This window comes from Arthrobacter sp. TS-15 (assembly GCF_006964045.1).
GTDB lineage: Bacteria > Actinomycetota > Actinomycetes > Actinomycetales > Micrococcaceae > Arthrobacter.
Window position 1 is genome coordinate 15595 of the sequence record NZ_SDXQ01000017.1, and the last position, 19296, is coordinate 34890.

Consider the following 19296-nt stretch of genomic DNA (forward strand, 5'->3'; position numbering starts at 1 on the left):
ACACCCCTATGCTTCGCACCACCAGCTCCACCAAGAAACACAAGATCCTGGCACTCGCTGTACTTCCCGCCGTCGTGCTTCCCGTGCTGGCCGGGTGCTCCGATCCTGGAGCGTCGGCAGCCCAGCCGGAGTCCGAAGCTGCCAAGAACGGGATTGTTTACAATACGTCCGTGGATCAGAACCGGATCCGCGGCGAGAAAGACGCGGCCGCAGCCGCCACTGTTCCTGCGGCCATCGCCAAGGACGGCAAGCTGACGGTAGCCACCACCGCGGGTTCCATCCCGCTGTCCTTCCATGCCACGGACGACAAGACTCCGATCGGCGTTGAGGTGGACATTGCCCAACTTGTGGCGGACAAGCTCGGGCTGGAACTGGACCTTCAAGTGACGTCCTGGGAGAACTGGCCGCTCAAGACACAGTCCGGTGATTTTGAAGCCGTTTTCTCCAACGTGGGCATCAACGCAGCTCGAGTGAAGCTGTTTGATTTCTCCACCTACCGGGCGGCGTACATGGGCTTCGAAGCGAAGAAGAGCTCCACGTACGACATCAAGGGCTCGGATGACATTTCCGGACTGAAGATCTCCGTGGGCTCCGGCACCAACCAGGAGAAGATCCTGTTGGCCTGGAACAAGGAGCTCGAAGCCAAGGGCAAGGCACCGGCCACCTTGCAGTACTACTCCTCCGACGCCGACACCATCCTGGCGCTGTCCTCGGGCCGCACCGACCTGAACCTGGCACCGTACCCGTCGGTGACCTACCGCGAGAACACCCGTGATGACCTCAAAGTTGTGGGCAAGGTCAACGCCGGCTGGCCCGCGGAAACACTCGTTGCCGCCACCACCCTCAAGGGCAACGGTCTGGCTCCGGCCATCACGGACGCCCTGAACTCCACCGTCAAGGACGGCTCCTACGGCAAGGTCCTGGAGCGCTGGGGCCTCTCCGAGGAAGCCATCCCCGAATCCAAGACAGTCACCGAAGCTACTTTTGGTACGGGCAAATGAAGTTCCAAGTCCTGGACATCATTCCCCACCTGAAGAACCCGGTGACGGGGGAGATCGTCTCAACCGCTGACCGCTTGAACCAGGTTGTTGAGTCGGCGAAACGGGCCGAGGAACTGGGTTTCGACAGTTTCTCCGTGGGGGAACGCCACGCCGGTGAGTTTGTCTCGTCCTCCCCGACGACGGTCCTCGCCGCGATCGCCGCCGTCACCAACCGCATCCGCCTCCAAACGGGCGTCACAGTGCTCTCCGTACTGGACCCCGTACGTGTGGCGGAGGACTATGCCACCATCGACCAATTGAGCCGTGGCCGCTTGGAACTGGTGATCGGCAAAGGCAACGAGGTACTTCAATACCCGCTTTTCGGCCTGTCCCTGGACGATCAGTGGGACCTGCTCGCTGAAAAGTACGCGCTGCTGCGCACGCTGTGGCGCAAGGAAAGCGTCACCTGGTCCGGCCGCTTCAGGCCCGCGCTCACCGAGCCAACGACGACGACGCCACGCCCCTTCGCGGGGTCGCCCCGGATTTGGCACGGCTCGGCTACAACCCTGACGTCCGCTGCGCTCGCCGCCAAGTGGGGAGACCCGTTGTTCACGGCCAACGCGATCCAGCCCCGCGAGAACTACAAGGTCCTGATCGACCACTACCGCGAAGAGTACGAGCGTCACGGCCATGATCCCCGGCACCAGTACCTTGGCTCGGGGAGCGGCGCCGGCGGTGTCTTCATCGCGGACACCACGCAGGAAGCCATCCGCCAGTACGGCCCGGTCTATGAAGGACTCACCGCCAGCCGTAACGTCCCCGGCAACAACTCACCCTTCCGCGACATCCAGCACGCCGTGGCAGAGGGGCCCGCCCTGGTAGGCAGCCCGGAGCAGGTCATCGACAAGATCCTCAGCTACCACTCGTTGTACGCCCACGATCTCCAGTCGATCTCCTTGCCCACTACACTGCCCTTCGAGCAGCAGCTGGAGATCCTGGAACGTTTCGCCCTGGAGGTCATCCCGGCCGTCCGTGCCGCGGCACCCACCACGCTGTGGGAAGCCGGGGATCCTTTCGCGGGCCGACCCGAATTTGCCGGGGCCACCGAACCCGACGCCGCAGCAGCAGTCACCGCAGACCACGCCTTCAACAGGACGGACAACGCCCATGTCTTTGCACACTGATACAGCACTCGAATCCTTCGGCGAGGAATGGCAGGAGTGGCACGCCGCCCACGAACGCCAGCGCGCCCACCCGCACGGCTTCCTCGCCGTCACGCACCTGCACTGGCTCGGCAGCGAGGCGACCCGCCTGGAAGGCGCGCCGGGAACCTGGAGTGTGGAGTCCGACGTCGTGCGCGTTGTCCTGGAACCTGGCGAAAGCCTGCAGCTGGACGGCGTGGAACTCAACGCCGGAGAGCCGCTGGAATTCGGTCCCATCGAGGAACGCGGCGGGATCAACCTGGTCTCCGGCGGCACCGTGATTGAGGTGGCCAAGCGGGGCGGCGAGTACATCGTCCGGCCGCGAAACCCGGACAATCAACTCTTGCAGGACTACCAGGGGACGCCCGCCTACACACCCAACGCGGCGTTTGCCGTGGCTGGAACTTTTGTCCCGTTTGAAGCGCCGCGCGCCACCACGGTGGGTGCCGCCGTCGAAGGTATCCAGCACGTCTACGAAGCCCCGGGCGAGATCCGTTTCAAGCTGGCCGGCGAGGAATTGGCGCTGACGGCATTCAACGGGCACGCACCGGGCTCGTTGTCCGTGCTGTTCACCGACCAGACCTCCGGCAAAACCACCTACGCAGCCAACCGCTCGCTGTCCGTGGTTCCCGCCCCTGATGGCTCCGTGCAGCTCGACTTCAACCGGGCCGTGAACCTGCCGTGCGCCTACACAGACCTCGCCACCTGCCCTTTGCCGCCAGCTGAAAACCGGCTCCCGGTGGCGATCGAAGCCGGCGAAAAGATCCCCTACGAACGTCAGGACCAGAAGTGAGTACCTTCGAAGAACGCAAGGCCGGGTTCCTGGCCATTGAACTCGACGGCGCCGGGTACCAGAACCTCGCCACCGCCGTCCTCGCAGCCGAGTCCGCTGGTTTCCATGCGGCAACCTTCAAGGACACGCCGGAAGCCGGACGGACCAACGCCCTGCAGCGCGCCGCCTTTGCCGGGCCGGTCACCCGGACCATCGCTGTGGTCCCTGAGGTGGACACCGTCTACACGGAGCCTTTCCACGTTTCTACGCAACTGGCCAGCCTGGACTACGTGTCCGGCGGCCGGGCTGGCTGGATCGCTACCGCAGCGGTGTCACCCGAGGCCGCAGCCGCCGTCGGACGTTCGTTTGTTGAGGGCGACGCGCTGGCGCAAGAGGCTGCCGCGTCCATCGAGGTGAGCCGCCGTTTGTGGGATTCCTGGGAGGATGACGCCGTGATCCGCGACGTCGCCACCGGGCGGTACATCGACGTGGACAAGCTGCACTACGCGGAGTTCGAAACGCCCGCTGACTTTGCCGGCACCGCCTATTCGGTGAAGGGACCATCCATCATTCCAAGGCCCCTCCAAGGGCAGCTGCCGGTGCTCGCCGCGGCGTCGCTGGTGGGCGAGGGCCTGGTTCCGGTAGACGCCGTGGACGCCGTGCTCGTTTCCGCTCCGACCCCGGAGCTGCTGGCTGCCGAGGTCCGCGACGCGAGGGCCCGGCTTGGTTCTTCGGTGGCGATTATTGCCGAGCTCGACGTCCTTCTTGACTCGCGTGGACAGGCTGCGGCTTCCCGCGTCGTGACGTCCCACGACAGCGGCATCGCGCGGTTTGTCGGCACGGCAGCGGTCCTCACCGAGCTCCTCGCCCCACTGCTCCAGGAAGCCGACGGCGTTCGGCTCCATCCGGCCGTCCTTGACGTGGAGCTGGAGGAACTGTCCAGGCTGGTCCTCCCGGAGCTGCGTCGCCGCGGCTTGTTGCGGGCACCGATCCAGGACGGCACCTTCCGCGACGTCCTCGGACTGGCTCCGGCAGAGAACCGCTATTCGACCACTGCCGCGGCTCCTGTTGCCGCCGGAAAGTAGGGGAACACCATGACACGCGACATTTTCCAGCCAAGCGGGCAGATCCAGTTCGGGATCTTCTTCCAAGGCGTCAACTCCGGGACCATCTGGAAGGCGCCCCAAGCGGGTTCGCAGACGGACTTCGAATCCTTCCGCCACATCGCCCAAACTGCCGAGCGCGGTAAGTTTGCCGCCTTCTTCCTGGGCGAAGGGCTGCGCCTGCGCGAACACCTCGGCCGCCCCCATGCCCTCGATGTGGTGGGCCGGCCTGACGCTCAGACCATGCTTGCCGCGCTCGCGGCAGTGACCAAGAACATCGGCCTTGTGGCGACGCAGAACACCACGTACAACGACCCCGCTGACCTGGCACACCGCTTGCAGTCCTTGGACCTGATCTCCGGGGGCCGGGCCGCGTGGAACATCGTCACCACGGACAATGCTTGGACCGGTGCGAACTTCCGCCGCGGTGGCTATCTGGACCACGCCGACCGCTACAAGCATGCCGAAGCGTTCGTGGAGACCGCCAAGAGGATCTGGGACTCGTGGGAAACCCCCACCGGACCCGCCCGGCCAGTCCTTCACGAAGGCCAGCACTACACCGTTGATGTGACCCCGCGCCTGCCGCGCAGCGCCCAGTACCGCCCCGTGCTCTTCCAAGCCGGCGATTCCCCGGACGGGCGTGACTTCGCAGCCCGCCAAGCCGACGTGATCTTCTCCGCCCACCCCAAGTTCGATGACGCCGTGGAGTTCCGCCGGGACATCGTGGCACGTTCCATCGCCGCGGGCCGCGGTGCCAACGCCGTGCAGATCATGCCGGCCAGTGAATTCATCCTGGGTGCCACCGATCAGGAAGCACAGGAGAAGAAGGCATGGGTACGGAGCCTGCAGATCGGACCGCAGCAGGCCATCGCCTACCTGGAACAGTTCTGGGGGCGGGAGCTCTCCTCCTACGACCCCGACGGCCCACTTCCCGAGATTGACCCCGTGGTGGAGGAAACCTCTGAGACGCGCGGCAGCGGCTTCCACGGCGCCAAGGCCCGTCAGCTTGCGGATCAGTGGAGGGCCGAGGCGAAAGACAAGGGCCTGTCCATCCGCCAGTTCGTGAGTTCCAAGACGGCACGCATCGACTCCACGTTTACCGGTTCCTACAGCTCCGTGGCCGATCACCTGGCCGAGTATGCCCGGGTTGGGGCGGTGGATGGCTTCAACATCTCACCATGGCTCATTCCCACAGGCTTGGACGAGATCGTGAACCACTTGGTGCCAGAACTCCAGGAACGCGGCGTCTACCCCACGGAATACCGCGGCACCACGCTCCGGGAGAACCTGGGCCTGGAGACGCCGGTGCGGTCCGAAGAGCCGGCGCACGCCTGATGAAGGCTGAACACCTGCTGAATAACGTGCTGCGGCGGCTCGGCTTCCAGCCGCGCCCCGGAGCAACAGCGCCCGACGACGGCGGCGTGAGTGCCGCCGTCGTCGACGTTTCGCGCGGGACAGTCAGCTTGCAACTGACGGTGGGCAGCCAGCCGCTGTAGTTTCTCCTCAGGATCTAAAGGAGTTCGCGGAACACGTTCCATCCGTTTCCGATAGGCCCGTAAGGGCCGTAGAGGCCTGTAGTGGCGGCGCCGGTGGAGTACGTGACGAGGTCGCCGTTGCCGTTGATGGCGACAAGATTGTTGTACTTCTGATGAGCGAAACTGCCCAGGCCCGCCACATCCAGGAACTCATTCCAGCCACCACCCATGAAGGCCTGGGCGCCCCAGCCGCCCTGGCCGTTGGCTGAGTAGAGCTGGAGGCCGCCGTTGATGTCCCGGCCGAAGACCTCCACGGTGCCGTCACCGTTCATGTCGCCACCGGGGATGATCTTGTTCATGACCTGCCAGCCCCAACCCACCTTGGACGGGGTGAGCCACCCACCGTTGCCGTCGCCGGGGTAGAGGAACAGCTCGCCGGCCGGGTTTCTTGCCAGGACGTCGTTGAACCCGTCGCCAGTGAAATCCCCGGGACCCACGATTGAGTCGAAAATGTTCCACCCTGCACCAACCTGACGGGTGGGGAGCCAGCCGCCGTTGCCGTCGCCGGGATACAGGAACAACTGACCTGACGCGTTCCGCGCCAGGAGGTCGTTGAACCCGTCGCCGTCAAAATCTCCGGGGGAGAAGACGATGTTGAACATGTTCCAGCCGGCACCCACCTGCCGGGGTTCATCCCAGGAGCCGAAGTAGGCCGGGCAAGGGCCCTCGCACATGCCTTTGTAATAGGTGTACGTGCGCGGATACAGGACCAGCCTGCCGTCATGGGTGCGGGCAAGGGGTTCAAAATTGCCGCGCCCAGTCCAGCCCATGGCGCGGCTGGAAGCCTTGATGGGTGTGGTCTCGGCGCTGACTTGCGTTCCAGTGGGGCAGCCTTGTTCACCAGGAGTGAGCGGGTAGACCCTCAAGGAGATGCGGCTGCCCTGGTCTTCAGGGAGGACACGCAGAGTTTCACCCTGACGCTCCGCCGGGAGTGGTTCGCCGTCCCTTAACCACTCCAAGGTGATGGCATCACCGGAGCCATCCGGGTTCCGGCAGCCCCAGTAGTCGTAGTTGTACTGCCGCCTCATCTCGGAGCCCACATACGGGACGCCGTCGATGAACGGCGTCGGCTGTGATGCCGCAGTGGCCGGACCAGCGGCGACTAGCCCTGAGCCCAGTAGTCCCATTGCGAGTGCGGTGGTGGCGGCGCTCTTGAATAGGCGCGCCTTAAAGATCCCCATGTTTCCCCCCGGAAAGTATCGCGTGGTAGCCGCGTGGTGTGTGCTGAGGGTACCGCACTTCCGACCACCGAGTCAGGGGGTGGTGGTTAGGGGGTGGCGGTCACGGCTTGGCGGGCGCCACCATGAAGACATCAACGGGGTCCTCGGATTCCAGCACGAAGCCGTGGCGTTCATACAGGCGACGGGCCGGGCTTCCCTGCAACACGTCCAGACGAAACGGGCGCTCGTCCACCGTTGCCGACATCACGTGGCGAAGCACGGCACCGCCCAGCCCTTTGCCCTGATGCGCCGGAGCCACATAGAAATGTTCAATCCACCGGCTGTCCGGCTCGGGGCGGATAGCGATCACGCCCGCGTCAACGCCGTCCGAATGGATGATGTACGTGTGCTCGGGCTGGAAGCCTTTCAGAAAGCGCTCGCGGACCCTCACTGGATCAAAGCGCTGCAGCCGTTCGAGATCCGGGCGCATCACCACAGCGCGCAGTTCGGCAATCCAGGAAGCGTCGGTGGCAACGGTGGGGCGGAGGACGAAGTCAACGGACATGGGTTCAAGCCTATGCCCGGCAGGTCGGCGCCCGCCCACACAAACCATAGGATGACATGGACGAAAGGTGCAGCCAGGATGGTCACACGTGAAGAGGTAGAAGCAGCGTACTCACGGACGGCAGGTTGGGTTCGCCATACTCCGCTGGCTGAGAGCGGCGACCAAGAGGCCTATCAGCTGTGGTTCAAATGCGAGTACATGCAGCACACTGGATCCTTCAAGGCACGCGGCGCCTTCAACAGGCTCCTCACGGCGCAGGAAAGCGGCGAGCTTAACCCGGAGGTGGGCATCGTGGTGGCGTCCGGTGGCAATGCCGGCTTGGCCAATGCCTACGCCGCGGCCAGGATGGGGGTCCCGGCGACTGTGTTCGTCCCGGAGTCTGCTCCGGCAAACAAGGTGCACAAGCTCTACGCGATTGGTGCCACTGTGGTCCAGGGCGGCGCGGAGTATGCGGATGCTTATGCCGCTGCGATCCGTTACGCGGAGGAAAAGGGCGCGGTCTACTGCCACGCTTATGATCAGCCCGAGATCGTAGCCGGCGCCGGTGGTGTTGGGCTTGAGCTTCTGGATGAACTGCCCGACGTCGACACCATCCTTGTTGCTGTAGGCGGCGGCGGGTTAATGGGTGGCGTTGCTGCGGCCGCCGAGGGCAGGGCGCAGGTGGTGGGCGTCGAACCCGAAACAGTCCCCACTCTGCACACCGCGTTGGCCCAAGGTGAGCCGGTGGATGTGTCCGTGTCCGGAATCGCTGCGGACTCCCTTGGTGCCCGGCGGATTGGCGAAATCGGCTTTGGAGTGGCCCGGCGTACCGGGGTCCGGAGCGTATTGGTCACGGACGAGGACATTATCCAAGAACGCCGTGCCCTGTGGGAGAAGCATCGCATCGTGGTGGAGCACGGTGCAGCAGCGGCCTACGCGGCGTTGCTCTCAGGCGCCTACGTACCGCGGGCGGGCGAAACCGTTGCAGTGATCCTCTGCGGAGCCAACACCGATCCCGCCCACTTCTAACCGCACCCAACTGAGTAACAGCAGCACACAAAGAATCCCCGCCGGTTGATGTCCGGCGGGGATTCGTCGTCGGCAGGTGGCCCTGCCATAGCGGTTCCTACTTCTTGGGCAGGCCTGCCGGGTTCAGCTCGGACGCAGGAATCGCCTCGGATGAGAGGCCCCAACGGTCCAGGATCTTCGCGTAGCTTCCGTCCTTGATGAGGGTGTTCAGTGCAGCCTGGGCAGCCACCGCAAGGCCGTTGCCCTTCTGGGTGGTGAAAGCAATTTCAGCCTTCAGCGGCCAGCCGCCTTCCAACGTGCCCACTTCCTTGGTCTTGCCGTCCTTCGCAGCTTTGTAGGCCGCGGATGCGTTGGGTCCGAACGTCAGGTCCGCACGGCCCGACTGAAGGGCGAGCTGGGAGGCGGAGTCGTCGTCGTAATACTGGAACTCAACCGGCTTCAAGCCGTTCTTCTTGTTCTCCTCGTCCCAGCGCACCAGGATTGCTTCCTGGTTGGTGCCCGAGCCAACGATGATGCGCTTGCCGGCCACGTCCTTGGCTTCCTTGATGGTGGAGATGTCCGAGTCGGTCTTGGCGTAGAAGCCCAGGAGGTCGTTACGGTACGTGGCGAAGTCGAACTTCTCCTTGCGCGCCTCGGTGACCGTGACATTGGATAGGACTGCCTCGTACTTGCCGGACTCGACACCCAGCGGCCAGTCTGCCCACGCCACCGGGAGCACTTCGACCTGCAGGCCCAGGCTCTCGCCCACCGCGTAGGCAATGTCCACTTCGCTGCCGATGAGGGTCTTGTTGTCCGTGGCGAACGTGCTCAGCGGGGGAGTGCCGCCGGTGGTCACCACGGTCAGCTTGCCGTCGGCCTTGATGGCGTCGGGAACCAGGGCGGCCGCGGCGGAGTCCACCGTCACCTTGATGCGGTCCTGCTGCGGGGTCAGGTTGAACTCTTTGGTGGAGGAGTTGGAAGAAACGTTCGACGCCGGAGCTGACGCCCCGGTTGCGGCGGTCGCCCCAGGATCGGAGCAGGCAGCCAGCCCCAGTAACGCCGTAGCGGCCAGCGCCGCGGTGGCCCCGGTCTTGAGAGCAAAGCGTGCCATGTGTTTCTCCTTGGGTTTCCCTGATCATCACGATAGGGAGGTCTGATGCGTACTTGTGGCTGCAACTATCCGGCAGCTTCCAGTAGCGGGTCAAAGCGTTCTGAAACGCTGGGATACAGGGGTTCACGGCAGTTAATCGGGCGTCGAAATGGGTCACAAAACACGGGCCAGGGCACCGCGCGACGCAACTCACAGAAATAAGCCGGGGGTCGTCGTCGTTGTCAATAGAGTGCCCGGCAATCAACCGTGCGGGCACCACAACGTACCGAAAGGCTTTCCTGTGACTGTTCCTCTTTCCATCCTCGACCTGGCAACCATCGGGAAGGGCCAGACGGTGGCGGAGAGCTTGGCGGGCAGTGTTGCCATGGCGCAGAAAGCCGAAGAGGTTGGGTACCGCCGTGTTTGGTACGCCGAGCACCACAACATGTCTGCGATTGCCTCCTCCGCTACCAGCGTGCTGATCGCTCACGTCGCCGCCCACACCAACACCATCCGCCTCGGGGCCGGTGGTGTGATGCTGCCCAACCACTCGCCGCTGACCATCGCTGAGCAGTTCGGCACGCTGGAAACACTGCACCCGGGGCGAATCGACCTCGGACTGGGCCGTGCCCCCGGCAGCGACCAGAACACCATGCGCGCGTTGCGTAGGGACCATACTTCCTCGGACCGCTTCCCGCAGGACGTGTTGGAACTGCAGGGCTACCTCACCGGTCCCACCCGCATTCAAGGTGTTGAAGCGACGCCGGGCAAGGGCACCAACGTGCCGCTGTACATCCTGGGATCCTCGCTGTTCGGCGCCCAGCTGGCAGCCCAGTTGGGTCTTCCGTACGCGTTCGCTTCACACTTTGCCCCCGCCGCGCTTCAGGACGCTGTTGCCGTTTACCGCCGCGAATTCAAGCCCTCGGATCAGTTGTCCGAGCCGTACGTGATCGCCGGCGTGAACGTTACTGCCGCGGACTCCAACGCCGAGGCACAGGCCATCCACCTCGCTGTGAAGCGCGCCCGCGTCTCACTGTTCTTCGGTGGCGGCCGCGAGTTCACCGACGACGAAGCTGACATGGTGCTTGATTCCCCGCAAGGCCAGCACATTGCCCAAATGATGAAGTTCTCCGCTGTGGGAACCAAAGATGTGGTGCGTGACTACCTCGACGAGTTTGCGGCATTCGCTGATGCTGATGAACTGATCGTGGCCCACCAGAGCATCGGCACCGAAGAGCGCCTGCGGTCGGTGGAACTTGTGGCTGAGGTCGCGGGGCTAGTGGCCGCGTAGGCTGACTCCGCTAGCCCACATGCCCCGCGAATTCGGGAGCCACGGGATGGCGACCAGCCCACGGAAGTGTGGATTCCACGGCCGCCCCGAGGTGGAAAACGGTGGCGTCATCAAATGGGTGTCCCACAATCTGCACTCCTGTGGGAATACCGCAGTCAGCCATTCCACTGGGAATGGCCAGGACCGGGCAACGGTTGGCGATATTGAACGGTGCCGTCATGTGTGCCTGCCAATAATGGCTGAGGTGCTGGCCGTTGACGTCGATTCCGTTGAGATAGTGGGCGTCTGCGTCCAAAGCCGGAGTAGCCGACGCAGGACACAGCAGCGCATCGAACCCGGTCATGGCCTCTGCCAGCTGTCCCTGCAGGAGGGTTTCGGCCCTGAGCCCGTCCACAAAACGGTTTTCTTCGGCGGCCGCGCGGGCATCAGCCATAAAACGCCTGGTGTAAGCGGCGAGCTGGGGCTCAGTCCCGGCCGTGTCGTCCTCCATGGCGGGACCCAGCAGGTATCCGAAATGCGTGAACATGGTTTTGCTGATCTTCTGGACGGTCCACGGGAGGGTGATCTCTTCCACCACGGCCCCCGCCGCCGTGAGGGCTTGCGCCACTCGCCGCGTGTTGGCCTCAACATCGGGAGCTACGGGGTAATCGCCCAAGCGTATGCACAGCGCAACCCGTAAACCGGCCACAAATGCAGGATCGGGAGTTATGGACGCCGCATCCGCCACAGTGGTGTGATCGCCGGGGTGTCGCCCGGACATGATATTCGCCAGCAACGCGGTATCTGCCACGGTACGTGCCATGGGCCCATCGCCGCGGTAGTGGTCCGCTGACAGAGGGGCTAATCCCGGGATCCTTCCGTAGGGAGCCTTATAGCCCACGGTTCCTGTGAACGACGCCGGCAGCCGGGTTGATCCCGCAATGTCTGATGCCGTGGCCAGGGGTGCGAAGCCTGCAGCCAATGCCGCACCGGAACCTCCCGAAGACCCGCCGGGGGAGAACCGCAGATTCCAGGGGTTTCGGGTGACACCCCAGAGCGGGCTGTGCGTCACCGTGGCGCAGCTCAATTCCGGGGTGGTGGTCCGGGCATGAATGATTCCGCCGGCGCGTTGAATTCTCTCGATCACAGGATGGTCCGCCGCTGCAATGGTGTCCCTCCGCGCCACCAGGCCTTGGGAGAGTGTGCGCCCTTGAATCCCGTGCTTTTCTTTTGCAGCCACCGGCAACCCCAGAAGGGGAGTGATATCGCGTCCGCGGGCGTACCGCGTGGCGGCTTTTTGCGCAGCCGGCAGAGCGTCGTCGAAGAGCGTCTCCGTCAACGCATTGATGCCGCCGTTCACTTCCTCGATGCGGCTGATCAGCGATTGCAGGAGCTCCACAGGCGAGAGCTCACGGCGTCGGAACAAGCCCAGGGCAGTACTGGCGTCCAAGTAGTGCAATTCGGTCATGCCAGTTCTCCCTGCACCAGAGCCCGGGTAACACCCGTCAGCATCTCCACGCCGGTCACCATATCCTCGTCCGTGGTGAACTCGCGCTCGCAATGGGATACGCCGTCCACACTAGGTACAAACAGCATCACCGAGGGAACAGCAGTGTTCATGGCCACGGAATCATGCCCGGCCATGGTCTGGATGCGGCGGGAAGACAGCCCAAGGTTGGCAGCGACCTTGGCGGAGAGCTCCAGTCCAGCTTCCGGAAACCGGCGGATGGGGCGGATATCGAAGTCTTTGACGTTGACCTTGATGTCATGCTCAGCGGCCAGCTCCTGGATATCTGCCAGTAACTTGGCCCGGGCCGACTTCACGATGTCCGGTTCACCGGATCTCAGGTCCGCCACCAAGTGCACACGACGTGCCACGACGATTGGCGAGTTGGGCTCCAGCGTCAGTTGGCCCACGGAGGAGACCAGGGCCTCTTCTGCGAATTCCTCGGTGACTTGATGGACCATCAGGATGATTTTCGATGCAGCTACCAGCGCATCGTGGCGGTCTGCCATGGCCGTTGCACCGGTGTGGGACTGTTCGCCCAGCACTTCAATATCCAACTTCTGCGTGTACCAGCTGCTATCAACGAGCCCGATGCTGATCCCTTCCCGCTCCAGGATCCGGCCCTGCTCGATGTGGATTTCTGCGTACCCCGCCGCTTTCGGTCCCGTATCTGTGCCGAGGTAGCCGATGCCTTCCAAGGCTTCACGGACTGAGACGCCTTGGAGATCTTTCACGGACAGCATCTCTTCGCGGTCAAACAGCCCCGTGAAAACAGAGCTTCCCATGACCGAAGGTGCGAACCTGCCGCCTTCCTCGTTGAACCAGTTGACCACGGCCAGGTTGAAGCGGGGCGCGTCGCCGGTGGTCTTGACGTCCAGGTCGATGGCCCGGGCAGCATGCAGAGCGGCAATGACGCCATAGGCGCCGTCAAACCGCCCACCCAGGGGTTGGCTGTCCAGGTGGGAACCGATCAGGATGAAGGGCGCCCCGGGCGTCCACTCAACCAGCCCGAACATATTGCCGATGCCGTCTACCTGAAGCTGCCATCCGGCGTCGTGAATCCACTGCCCAAACCAGGCGCGGGTTTCGGCATCTTCCGGCGTTGCGGCCTGGCGGTCTACGCCGTTGTTGGCTGTGGCACCGATGGTGGCCACGTGGTGGAAGTCCTGAAGAAAAGCTGAGGAAGTCATGGAGGTCCTTAGGGTGCTGTGGAATGCGGTGGGTGCGGTGTGCGTCAGCCCATTCGGCCGCGGGTCTCGGGCACCTTGGTGAAGAGGATCAGGAGAAGCACGACGGCGGCAGCTGCCGCCATGTAGAGGCCCGGCGCGTGCGGTACTCCAGTAGCGCCTACCAAAGCCGTGCCGATGAGTGGAGCGGTGCCGCCGAAGATCGCATAGGCGCCGTTATAACTAACCGCGGCCGAGGTGAAGCGTGTTTTTGTGGTGAAGATCTCGACGAAGAACGTGTAGCAGCCGCCGCCGTAGATGCACAGTGCCACCACGAAGATGGACTGGCCGAGCAATGCCAGGGGCAGGCTGCCGCTGGTGACCAGCATGAAGCTCGGTATGGACAGCAAAGCCAAGGCAGCGGAACCAGCAATCAACATTGGCTTGCGGCCGAAACGATCCCCGATTCGTCCGCCGATCGGCAGGAGTACGGCATACAGTGCCAGTGCTGCGGCGTTGACCATCAGCGACTGCTCGCGGCTGAGCTTTCCTGTGGTCTGGACATATGAAACGAAGTAGGCAGAGAGGAAGTAGAATCCCATGGCTGTCAGGCCCATGACGAAGATGACCTGCACCATGCGGAGCTTGTTTTCGCGGAAAGCCTCGCGGATGGGGCTGAATTCCTTGGTCTGACCGGATTGTGCCTCTTTGAAGACATCGCTTTCTTCGGTACGGCTGCGAATCCACACTCCAAACAAGGCAAGGGGGAGGGCCAGCAGGAACGGAAGGCGCCATCCCCATTCCATGAATGCTGAGTTGGGCATGGACTGGCTGAGGATCAGGATCATGGAACCTGCCACCACAGAGGGCAGCGCTGTTGCCGCGATGGTGATGTTGAGCCAGAAGCCACGTTTGCTCACGGGCGCGTGTTCGAACACGAAGGACGGGGCGCCAACAGATTCGCCACCCGCGGAGAATCCTTGGATAAGCCGGCAGAGCACCAGGAGGGCCGGTGCCCAAGCTCCGATTTGAGCGTAGGTGGGGAGCAGTCCCATGAGGGCAGTGGCTCCGCCGATCGCTATGAGGGTGATGGTGAGGACGCGCCGCCGACCGATCCGATCACCCAGTGCACCGAAGAACAGGCCGCCGAGGGGGCGGACCACGAAAGCCACGCCGAACGTCGCGAACGTAGCGAGCATGGCTGTCAGCGGGTTGCTGCCCGGGAAGAAGAGTTGGGAGAACACCACAGCTGTGAGGCCGTAGAGGGTGAAGTCGTAGAATTCGATGAACTGACCGACGCTGCCGCCTGCCAGAACACGCTTCTGCATGGTTGTGGACTTGTCACTGGTGGAGGGCGCCGAGGCCGCTGGATCTTTGGCCGATTCGTGTGCGGCGAGCTTGTTGAGGGTCATGACTGCCACGCTAGGTTGCTCAGGTTTCCTGTTGCCGATTCAGTGTTTCGGCTATGGGAAATGATGTGGGCGATTATTGCCTGGTTATTGCTGACGGGGCCATGCGGGGAAACCGCGCGGACATTTTCGACGCTGTTCTGCACCATCGAATCTCCTCTGATCAGGATGGCAAACCGGGGTCCGGCCAGGGCGACTTTCCTGCAGTGGCGGGGACCTGGGGGTCTTCCGCGCTGATGTCGATGCCGGACTTGTTCAACCATCGGTGACCCGCGTCACATCTGTCCAATTGATTGTTTTTGATTCTGCGATCGATTTATTTGATAGAAGCTGGAGCGAAACCTAGTCGCGGGCAGCTCCGTACAAGGTCAGGCAGGTCTCTTCGAAAGCGAGGACGCGCTTGGTGGCCTGGACACCCTCCGGCCTGACCAGCATCACCTCGATCGGGGGGAAAGCGTCCGTCAATGCCAACGGGACCACCTTGCCGCCCGAGTAGGTCACGTCGCTGTGCAGGCGCTGGTTGAGGATGGCATAGCCGTGACCCTTGGCAACAAACGAGCGGACCGTCTCGTAGCCGGCAAATCGATGGCGGACGTTCTGGACTACCCCTGCTGTGGCATACAACTGCTCGTAGTACTCCCGGCTGTGCGGGAGGTCCAACACCACGGAAGGCTCGCCGTCGAGCTGTTTCAGGGCAATTTCGCGTTCCGGGCGCCCCGCCGCCGGATGACCCTGGTGGACCAGGATGTGCGGCGGAACCCGCTCCACCACCTTGTAGGCGAACCCCTTGCCAAGACCCAGCCCGTAAGTGAGGGCAACATCGCAGCGGCCATCCATCAGCGCGTCCTGCAACGTGGCCAGGTCCGCCTCCAGAATGGAAACTTCGACGCCGGGATGCCGGGTTTCGAAGGTCTGCAGGATGGCGGGAAGACGGAAAGGCGCCAAGGGGGCAAAAACGCCCACTTTCAACTCACCTACCAGCGTGGTGGAAAGTCCCCGCGCCGACTCATACAGCGAATCTGCCTGCTCCAGGAAGGACTTGATGTCCTGGGCGAATTGGCGGCCGCTCTGCGTCAACCGCAAACCGCGGGACTTGTGGCGCACGAACAACTGCGTAGCCAGGCTTGCTTCCAGCTGAGCCATGGCAGCCGACAGGGCAGACTGCGTCACCATGAGCCGCTGGGCGGCAGCTGTCATGTTCTCGAGTTCGGCCACCACGGCGAAGTACCGAAGTTGCGTCAGGGTGAAGGGCTTGGCCATCTGTCCATGGTGCCATCAACAGCGAGACGTCACTGCCCCCGGATGAGGTGTGCCAGGAGCGCCACGTGCAGTGAGGTCCGCGATTCCGCGTCCTCCAAATCCACCCCCAGCAGATCCTCGAGTTTCCTGAGCCTGGCGTAAAGAGTGGGCCGGCTCAGGTAGCCACTGCGTGCCATGGCGGCCTTGTTGCCACCGGATCCGAGGTACCGTCCCAGCAGGTCCAGGTATTCGCCTTTGCCTTCGGCGTCCGCTTGGAGGACGGCGGACAACTCCGACTCCACGAATTGCTGAACGCGGGGATCCTTGCGCAAGAGAGCCAGCAGCCCGCGGAGGCGCACGTCGGTAGCCCGGAAGTAGGGCTTGCCCGTATCCCGGAGCGTGGCGGCGCTTTCGGCCACATGCGCTGCTTCGTCGATGCCCGCTGCGGCCTCCAAGAGCGTTGGCTGCAGACGGCCAACTCCGATGATCCAGCCGGGGGGTGTGTCGTCAGCCGGGCCGGCGGCTGCCTCCGCGAGGATGTGGAGCGTCGGTTCCTCCTGCTGCCGGGCGGGGAGGGAAAGGATCATTCCTACTGAACCGGACTGGATGCTTGCCGCCAACGCTGTGCCGGCGCTGGACTTCAATGCTTTGGCCAGCCTCTCCAAGAGTTCGCGCTCGTCCTGCTGGCCGGCGAAGGGGTCGCCGGAAAGGATGGGCGAACCCCATGCTGTGAGGGCAGTCCTGAATACGAGCGGCACATAGTAGGAGGATCGCTTCAACCCCAAGGAACCGGCGCGTGCCAATGCTTCTGCTTCGCTGAGCCCACGGGGTTGGCGGAGTGCGTTCAGGAGTCCGGCTTGCGCATGGTGGCTGAGCTCGCGCTGATCGCGTTCCGCCAATCGGTTGATGGCCAGGGTCTGGGCCGCCCGTTCCAGAACCATGATGGCCATGTCCTGATCAGCGTCCAAATCGGCGGGTGGCATAGGCACTACCAACCTGCCCCACACTTGTTGCCGTACTCCCACTGCCGCCTGGAGCCACTGTTCCGGTCCGGATCGTGCGGTGTGGGCAGGGAAGGGGGTGGTCCGGGATCGCCGCTCCCAGTCGTTCAGAAGATCCGTGGTGGATACGCGCTGCCCGGCATAGGCAAGAACCAGGTGTGAGAGGTCCTCCAGCACTACCGATGCACCGATCATGGAGGCCGCTTGCTCCACCACACGTTGGGTGTCGGCACTTTCCAAGCTCAGCACGGTGAAGGCCTCATGGACGTCGCGGGCACGTTCCACACGCTCCAGTTGTTCAGCCACGATCATCCTGTGCACAATCTCCGTGACCTGGACAAAGCGCACCCGATGCTCCACCACAACCACGGGCATGGAGGCGGAGCGGGCCGCTTTCTCCAGGGCCCTGCGGCTGCGGGGGCGCTGGCCAATGAGTTCCACAATCAGTCCGGCCGCTCCGGCGGCCTCCAGCGAAGAGATGAACGACGCCGACTCTTCCGGGGACTTCTCCAACTCCAGTCCTGTGGTCAGCACCAATTCCCCGCCGGACAGCAGGCCGCCGACGTCGAGAATTTCGCTGACGTGCACCCAGCGAACGGGCGCCTCCAAGCGGTCAGTACCGCCAAGAACGGTGGGTACGGCGGCCCGCAACACGGGAAGCTCAAGGACGGCGCGAACAGTGGGCAGCATTTACACAGTGTAAGGCTCTCAAGGAATTCTCTTACACATAGGCCCTACTGCGGCTGCTGAACGCCGGACAGACTGAATCCAGCCTTCACATCACCCCGCACCAAGGAGAACTCTTGAACACCATCGAGCACTGGATCAACGGCAGCTACGTCCCGGCCGGAGACCGCACCGCTCCCGTTACCAACCCGGCCACGGGTAAGGTCACCGGGCAGGTTGCCCTGGCCAGCGTGGAGGACGGAAACACCGCAGTCGCCGCCGCCAAAGCGGCCTTCCCGGCGTGGCGCGATACCTCCCTGGCCCGCCGAACCCAGGTTCTTTTCGCTTTCCGTGAGCTCCTCAACTCCCGCAAGGACGAGCTCGCCGCGATCATCACCTCCGAGCATGGCAAGGTCCTGGACGACGCCCTGGGCGAAGTAAGCCGCGGCCAGGAAGTGGTGGAGTTCGCCTGCGGTATTCCGCACCTGCTCAAGGGCAGCTACACCGAAAACGCCTCCACCAAGGTGGACATCCACTCCATCCGGCAAGCGCTGGGTCCCGTGGCAATCATCAGCCCGTTCAACTTCCCGGCAATGGTCCCCATGTGGTTCTTCCCCATCGCCATCGCGGCAGGCAACACCGTGATCATCAAGCCCAGCGAGAAGGACCCCACGGCCGTCAACTGGGTGGCCGAGCTCTGGAAGGAAGCCGGCCTTCCCGACGGCGTCTTCAACGTCCTTCACGGTGACAAAGTAGCGGTGGATACCCTGCTGACACACCCCGACGTCAAGGCCGTTTCCTTTGTGGGATCCACCCCGATTGCCAAGTACGTCTACGAGACCGCCACCGCCCACGGCAAGCGGGTCCAAGCCTTGGGCGGCGCGAAGAACCACATGATTGTCCTGCCCGACGCCGATCTTGACCTCGCCGCCGACGCCGCCGTCAACGCCGGGTTCGGTTCGGCCGGTGAACGGTGCATGGCTGTCTCGGCGCTGCTGGCCGTCGGCGACATCGCTGATGCTTTGGTGGATAAAATCGCTGACCGTGCCCGCTCGCTGCGCACCGGCGATGGACTGCGAGGTTGCGATATGGGCCCGCTGGTGACCTCCCAGCACAGGGACAAGGTGTCCGGATACGTCGACGCCGGTGAAGCGGCAGGTGCCACGCTCGTCGTCGACGGTCGCAGCGTAGTTCCCGACTCCGAAGGCGACGGCTTCTTCGTAGGCCCCACCCTGTTCGATCACGTCACCACGGACATGTCCATCTACCAGGAAGAGATCTTCGGCCCGGTGCTCTCAGTGGTGCGGGTGGACAGCTACGACGACGCCCTGGCCACCATCAACGCCAACCCGTACGGCAACGGCACCGCGATTTTCACGAACGACGGCGGTGCCGCCCGCCGCTTCGAAAATGAGGTTGAGGTGGGAATGGTTGGCATCAACGTCCCCGTCCCGGTGCCCATGGCCTACTACTCGTTTGGCGGATGGAAGAACTCCCTGTTCGGAGACACCCACGCCCACGGTTCTGAAGGAGTGGGCTTCTTCACCCGGGGCAAAGCCGTCACCACCCGCTGGCTGGATCCCAGCCACGGCGGGATCAACCTCGGTTTCCCGCAAAACTCCTAAGCGTTCCCCCGAACTACTC

17 protein-coding genes are annotated in these 19296 nt (G+C 63.6%); 9 read left to right on the top strand and 8 right to left on the bottom strand.

Features of this window, described 5'->3' with window-relative positions:
• Positions 1–8: 8 nt before the first annotated feature.
• From EU811_RS06610 to EU811_RS23765, 6 genes are read left to right on the top strand one after another with little or no spacing between them, the layout of a single operon-like run.
• Complete coding sequence (locus EU811_RS06610) at positions 9–1001, top strand: ABC transporter substrate-binding protein (protein ID WP_142937689.1); 993 nt, start codon at positions 9–11, stop codon at positions 999–1001.
• Positions 998–2164, top strand: coding sequence for an LLM class flavin-dependent oxidoreductase (locus EU811_RS06615; RefSeq protein ID WP_142937690.1), 1167 nt, complete (start codon positions 998–1000; stop codon positions 2162–2164). Before EU811_RS06610 ends, EU811_RS06615 begins: the two co-directional genes overlap by 4 nt.
• Positions 2148–2975, top strand: a complete 828-nt coding sequence (locus tag EU811_RS06620; protein ID WP_142937691.1) for a DUF1684 domain-containing protein — start codon at positions 2148–2150, stop codon at positions 2973–2975. The genes EU811_RS06615 and EU811_RS06620 overlap by 17 nt, the downstream gene beginning before the upstream one ends.
• Entirely contained in the window at positions 2972–4039 is a 1068-nt protein-coding gene (locus EU811_RS06625; RefSeq protein WP_142937692.1) for an LLM class flavin-dependent oxidoreductase, read from the top strand. The genes EU811_RS06620 and EU811_RS06625 overlap by 4 nt, the downstream gene beginning before the upstream one ends.
• Before the next feature lie 9 nt (positions 4040–4048).
• A complete protein-coding gene (locus EU811_RS06630; protein ID WP_142937693.1) occupies positions 4049–5392 on the top strand; it encodes an NtaA/DmoA family FMN-dependent monooxygenase in 1344 nt (447 codons plus the stop codon).
• Positions 5392–5553 (top strand): hypothetical protein, encoded by a 162-nt coding sequence (locus EU811_RS23765; protein WP_165450165.1) that lies wholly within the window; start codon positions 5392–5394, stop codon positions 5551–5553. Before EU811_RS06630 ends, EU811_RS23765 begins: the two co-directional genes overlap by 1 nt.
• A gap of 14 nt (positions 5554–5567) precedes the next feature.
• Here the strand turns inward: EU811_RS23765 and EU811_RS06635 are convergent, their stop codons facing one another.
• Together EU811_RS06635 and EU811_RS06640 are read right to left on the bottom strand one after the other, a co-directional pair.
• The gene (locus EU811_RS06635) at positions 5568–6773 is read right to left on the bottom strand and encodes an FG-GAP repeat domain-containing protein (RefSeq protein WP_142937694.1); all 1206 of its coding nucleotides are present in this window, start codon (positions 6771–6773) and stop codon (positions 5568–5570) included.
• A 100-nt stretch (positions 6774–6873) separates the two neighbouring features.
• Positions 6874–7317 carry a GNAT family N-acetyltransferase gene (locus EU811_RS06640; RefSeq protein WP_165450166.1) on the bottom strand — a complete coding sequence of 148 codons (444 nt, stop codon included), beginning with the start codon at positions 7315–7317 and terminating at the stop codon, positions 6874–6876.
• Positions 7318–7395: 78 nt separating this feature from the next.
• Between EU811_RS06640 and EU811_RS06645 the strand changes: the two genes are divergently transcribed.
• Positions 7396–8325, top strand: coding sequence for a threonine/serine dehydratase (locus EU811_RS06645; protein WP_142937695.1), 930 nt, complete (start codon positions 7396–7398; stop codon positions 8323–8325).
• A 97-nt stretch (positions 8326–8422) separates the two neighbouring features.
• Here the strand turns inward: EU811_RS06645 and EU811_RS06650 are convergent, their stop codons facing one another.
• Entirely contained in the window at positions 8423–9415 is a 993-nt protein-coding gene (locus EU811_RS06650; protein ID WP_142937696.1) for an ABC transporter substrate-binding protein, read from the bottom strand.
• Positions 9416–9695: 280 nt separating this feature from the next.
• Between EU811_RS06650 and EU811_RS06655 the strand changes: the two genes are divergently transcribed.
• On the top strand, positions 9696–10685 hold the full coding sequence (locus tag EU811_RS06655) for an LLM class flavin-dependent oxidoreductase (RefSeq protein WP_142937697.1): 990 nt from the start codon (positions 9696–9698) through the stop codon (positions 10683–10685).
• 10 nt (positions 10686–10695) lie between these two features.
• Here EU811_RS06655 and EU811_RS06660 read toward each other — a convergent pair whose 3' ends face one another.
• From EU811_RS06660 to EU811_RS06680, 5 genes are all read right to left on the bottom strand, one after another.
• The gene (locus EU811_RS06660; RefSeq protein ID WP_142937698.1) at positions 10696–12132 is read right to left on the bottom strand and encodes an amidase; all 1437 of its coding nucleotides are present in this window, start codon (positions 12130–12132) and stop codon (positions 10696–10698) included.
• Positions 12129–13361: a M20 family metallo-hydrolase gene (locus EU811_RS06665; protein ID WP_142937699.1), complete on the bottom strand. Its 1233-nt coding sequence runs from the start codon at positions 13359–13361 to the stop codon at positions 12129–12131. Before EU811_RS06665 ends, EU811_RS06660 begins: the two co-directional genes overlap by 4 nt.
• Before the next feature lie 44 nt (positions 13362–13405).
• Positions 13406–14749 (bottom strand): MFS transporter, encoded by a 1344-nt coding sequence (locus EU811_RS06670; RefSeq protein WP_142937700.1) that lies wholly within the window; start codon positions 14747–14749, stop codon positions 13406–13408.
• 339 nt (positions 14750–15088) lie between these two features.
• Positions 15089–16006 (bottom strand): LysR family transcriptional regulator, encoded by a 918-nt coding sequence (locus EU811_RS06675; protein ID WP_142937701.1) that lies wholly within the window; start codon positions 16004–16006, stop codon positions 15089–15091.
• Between the two features lie 29 nt (positions 16007–16035).
• Positions 16036–17676, bottom strand: a complete 1641-nt coding sequence (locus EU811_RS06680) for a PucR family transcriptional regulator (RefSeq protein ID WP_142937702.1) — start codon at positions 17674–17676, stop codon at positions 16036–16038.
• Between the two features lie 113 nt (positions 17677–17789).
• Here EU811_RS06680 and EU811_RS06685 point away from each other — a divergent pair, with 113 nt between their 5' ends.
• Positions 17790–19277 (top strand): CoA-acylating methylmalonate-semialdehyde dehydrogenase, encoded by a 1488-nt coding sequence (locus tag EU811_RS06685; RefSeq protein WP_142937704.1) that lies wholly within the window; start codon positions 17790–17792, stop codon positions 19275–19277.
• The last annotated feature ends 19 nt before the right edge of the window (positions 19278–19296 follow it).

Bases quoted from the DNA above. Each gene is read 5' to 3' on its own strand.
- EU811_RS06615 (WP_142937690.1), top strand. From the start codon at position 998: ATGAAGTTCCAAGTCCTGGACATCATTCCCCACCTGAAGAACCCGGTG.
- EU811_RS06680 (WP_142937702.1), bottom strand. From the start codon at position 17,676: ATGCTGCCCACTGTTCGCGCCGTCCTTGAGCTTCCCGTGTTGCGGGCC.
- EU811_RS06620 (WP_142937691.1), top strand. From the start codon at position 2,148: ATGTCTTTGCACACTGATACAGCACTCGAATCCTTCGGCGAGGAATGG.
- EU811_RS23765 (WP_165450165.1), top strand. From the start codon at position 5,392: ATGAAGGCTGAACACCTGCTGAATAACGTGCTGCGGCGGCTCGGCTTC.
- EU811_RS06660 (WP_142937698.1), bottom strand. From the start codon at position 12,132: ATGACCGAATTGCACTACTTGGACGCCAGTACTGCCCTGGGCTTGTTC.
- EU811_RS06670 (WP_142937700.1), bottom strand. From the start codon at position 14,749: ATGACCCTCAACAAGCTCGCCGCACACGAATCGGCCAAAGATCCAGCG.
- EU811_RS06645 (WP_142937695.1), top strand. From the start codon at position 7,396: ATGGTCACACGTGAAGAGGTAGAAGCAGCGTACTCACGGACGGCAGGT.
- EU811_RS06665 (WP_142937699.1), bottom strand. From the start codon at position 13,361: ATGACTTCCTCAGCTTTTCTTCAGGACTTCCACCACGTGGCCACCATC.
- EU811_RS06675 (WP_142937701.1), bottom strand. From the start codon at position 16,006: ATGGCCAAGCCCTTCACCCTGACGCAACTTCGGTACTTCGCCGTGGTG.
- EU811_RS06610 (WP_142937689.1), top strand. From the start codon at position 9: ATGCTTCGCACCACCAGCTCCACCAAGAAACACAAGATCCTGGCACTC.
- EU811_RS06650 (WP_142937696.1), bottom strand. From the start codon at position 9,415: ATGGCACGCTTTGCTCTCAAGACCGGGGCCACCGCGGCGCTGGCCGCT.
- EU811_RS06630 (WP_142937693.1), top strand. From the start codon at position 4,049: ATGACACGCGACATTTTCCAGCCAAGCGGGCAGATCCAGTTCGGGATC.
- EU811_RS06635 (WP_142937694.1), bottom strand. From the start codon at position 6,773: ATGGGGATCTTTAAGGCGCGCCTATTCAAGAGCGCCGCCACCACCGCA.
- EU811_RS06640 (WP_165450166.1), bottom strand. From the start codon at position 7,317: ATGTCCGTTGACTTCGTCCTCCGCCCCACCGTTGCCACCGACGCTTCC.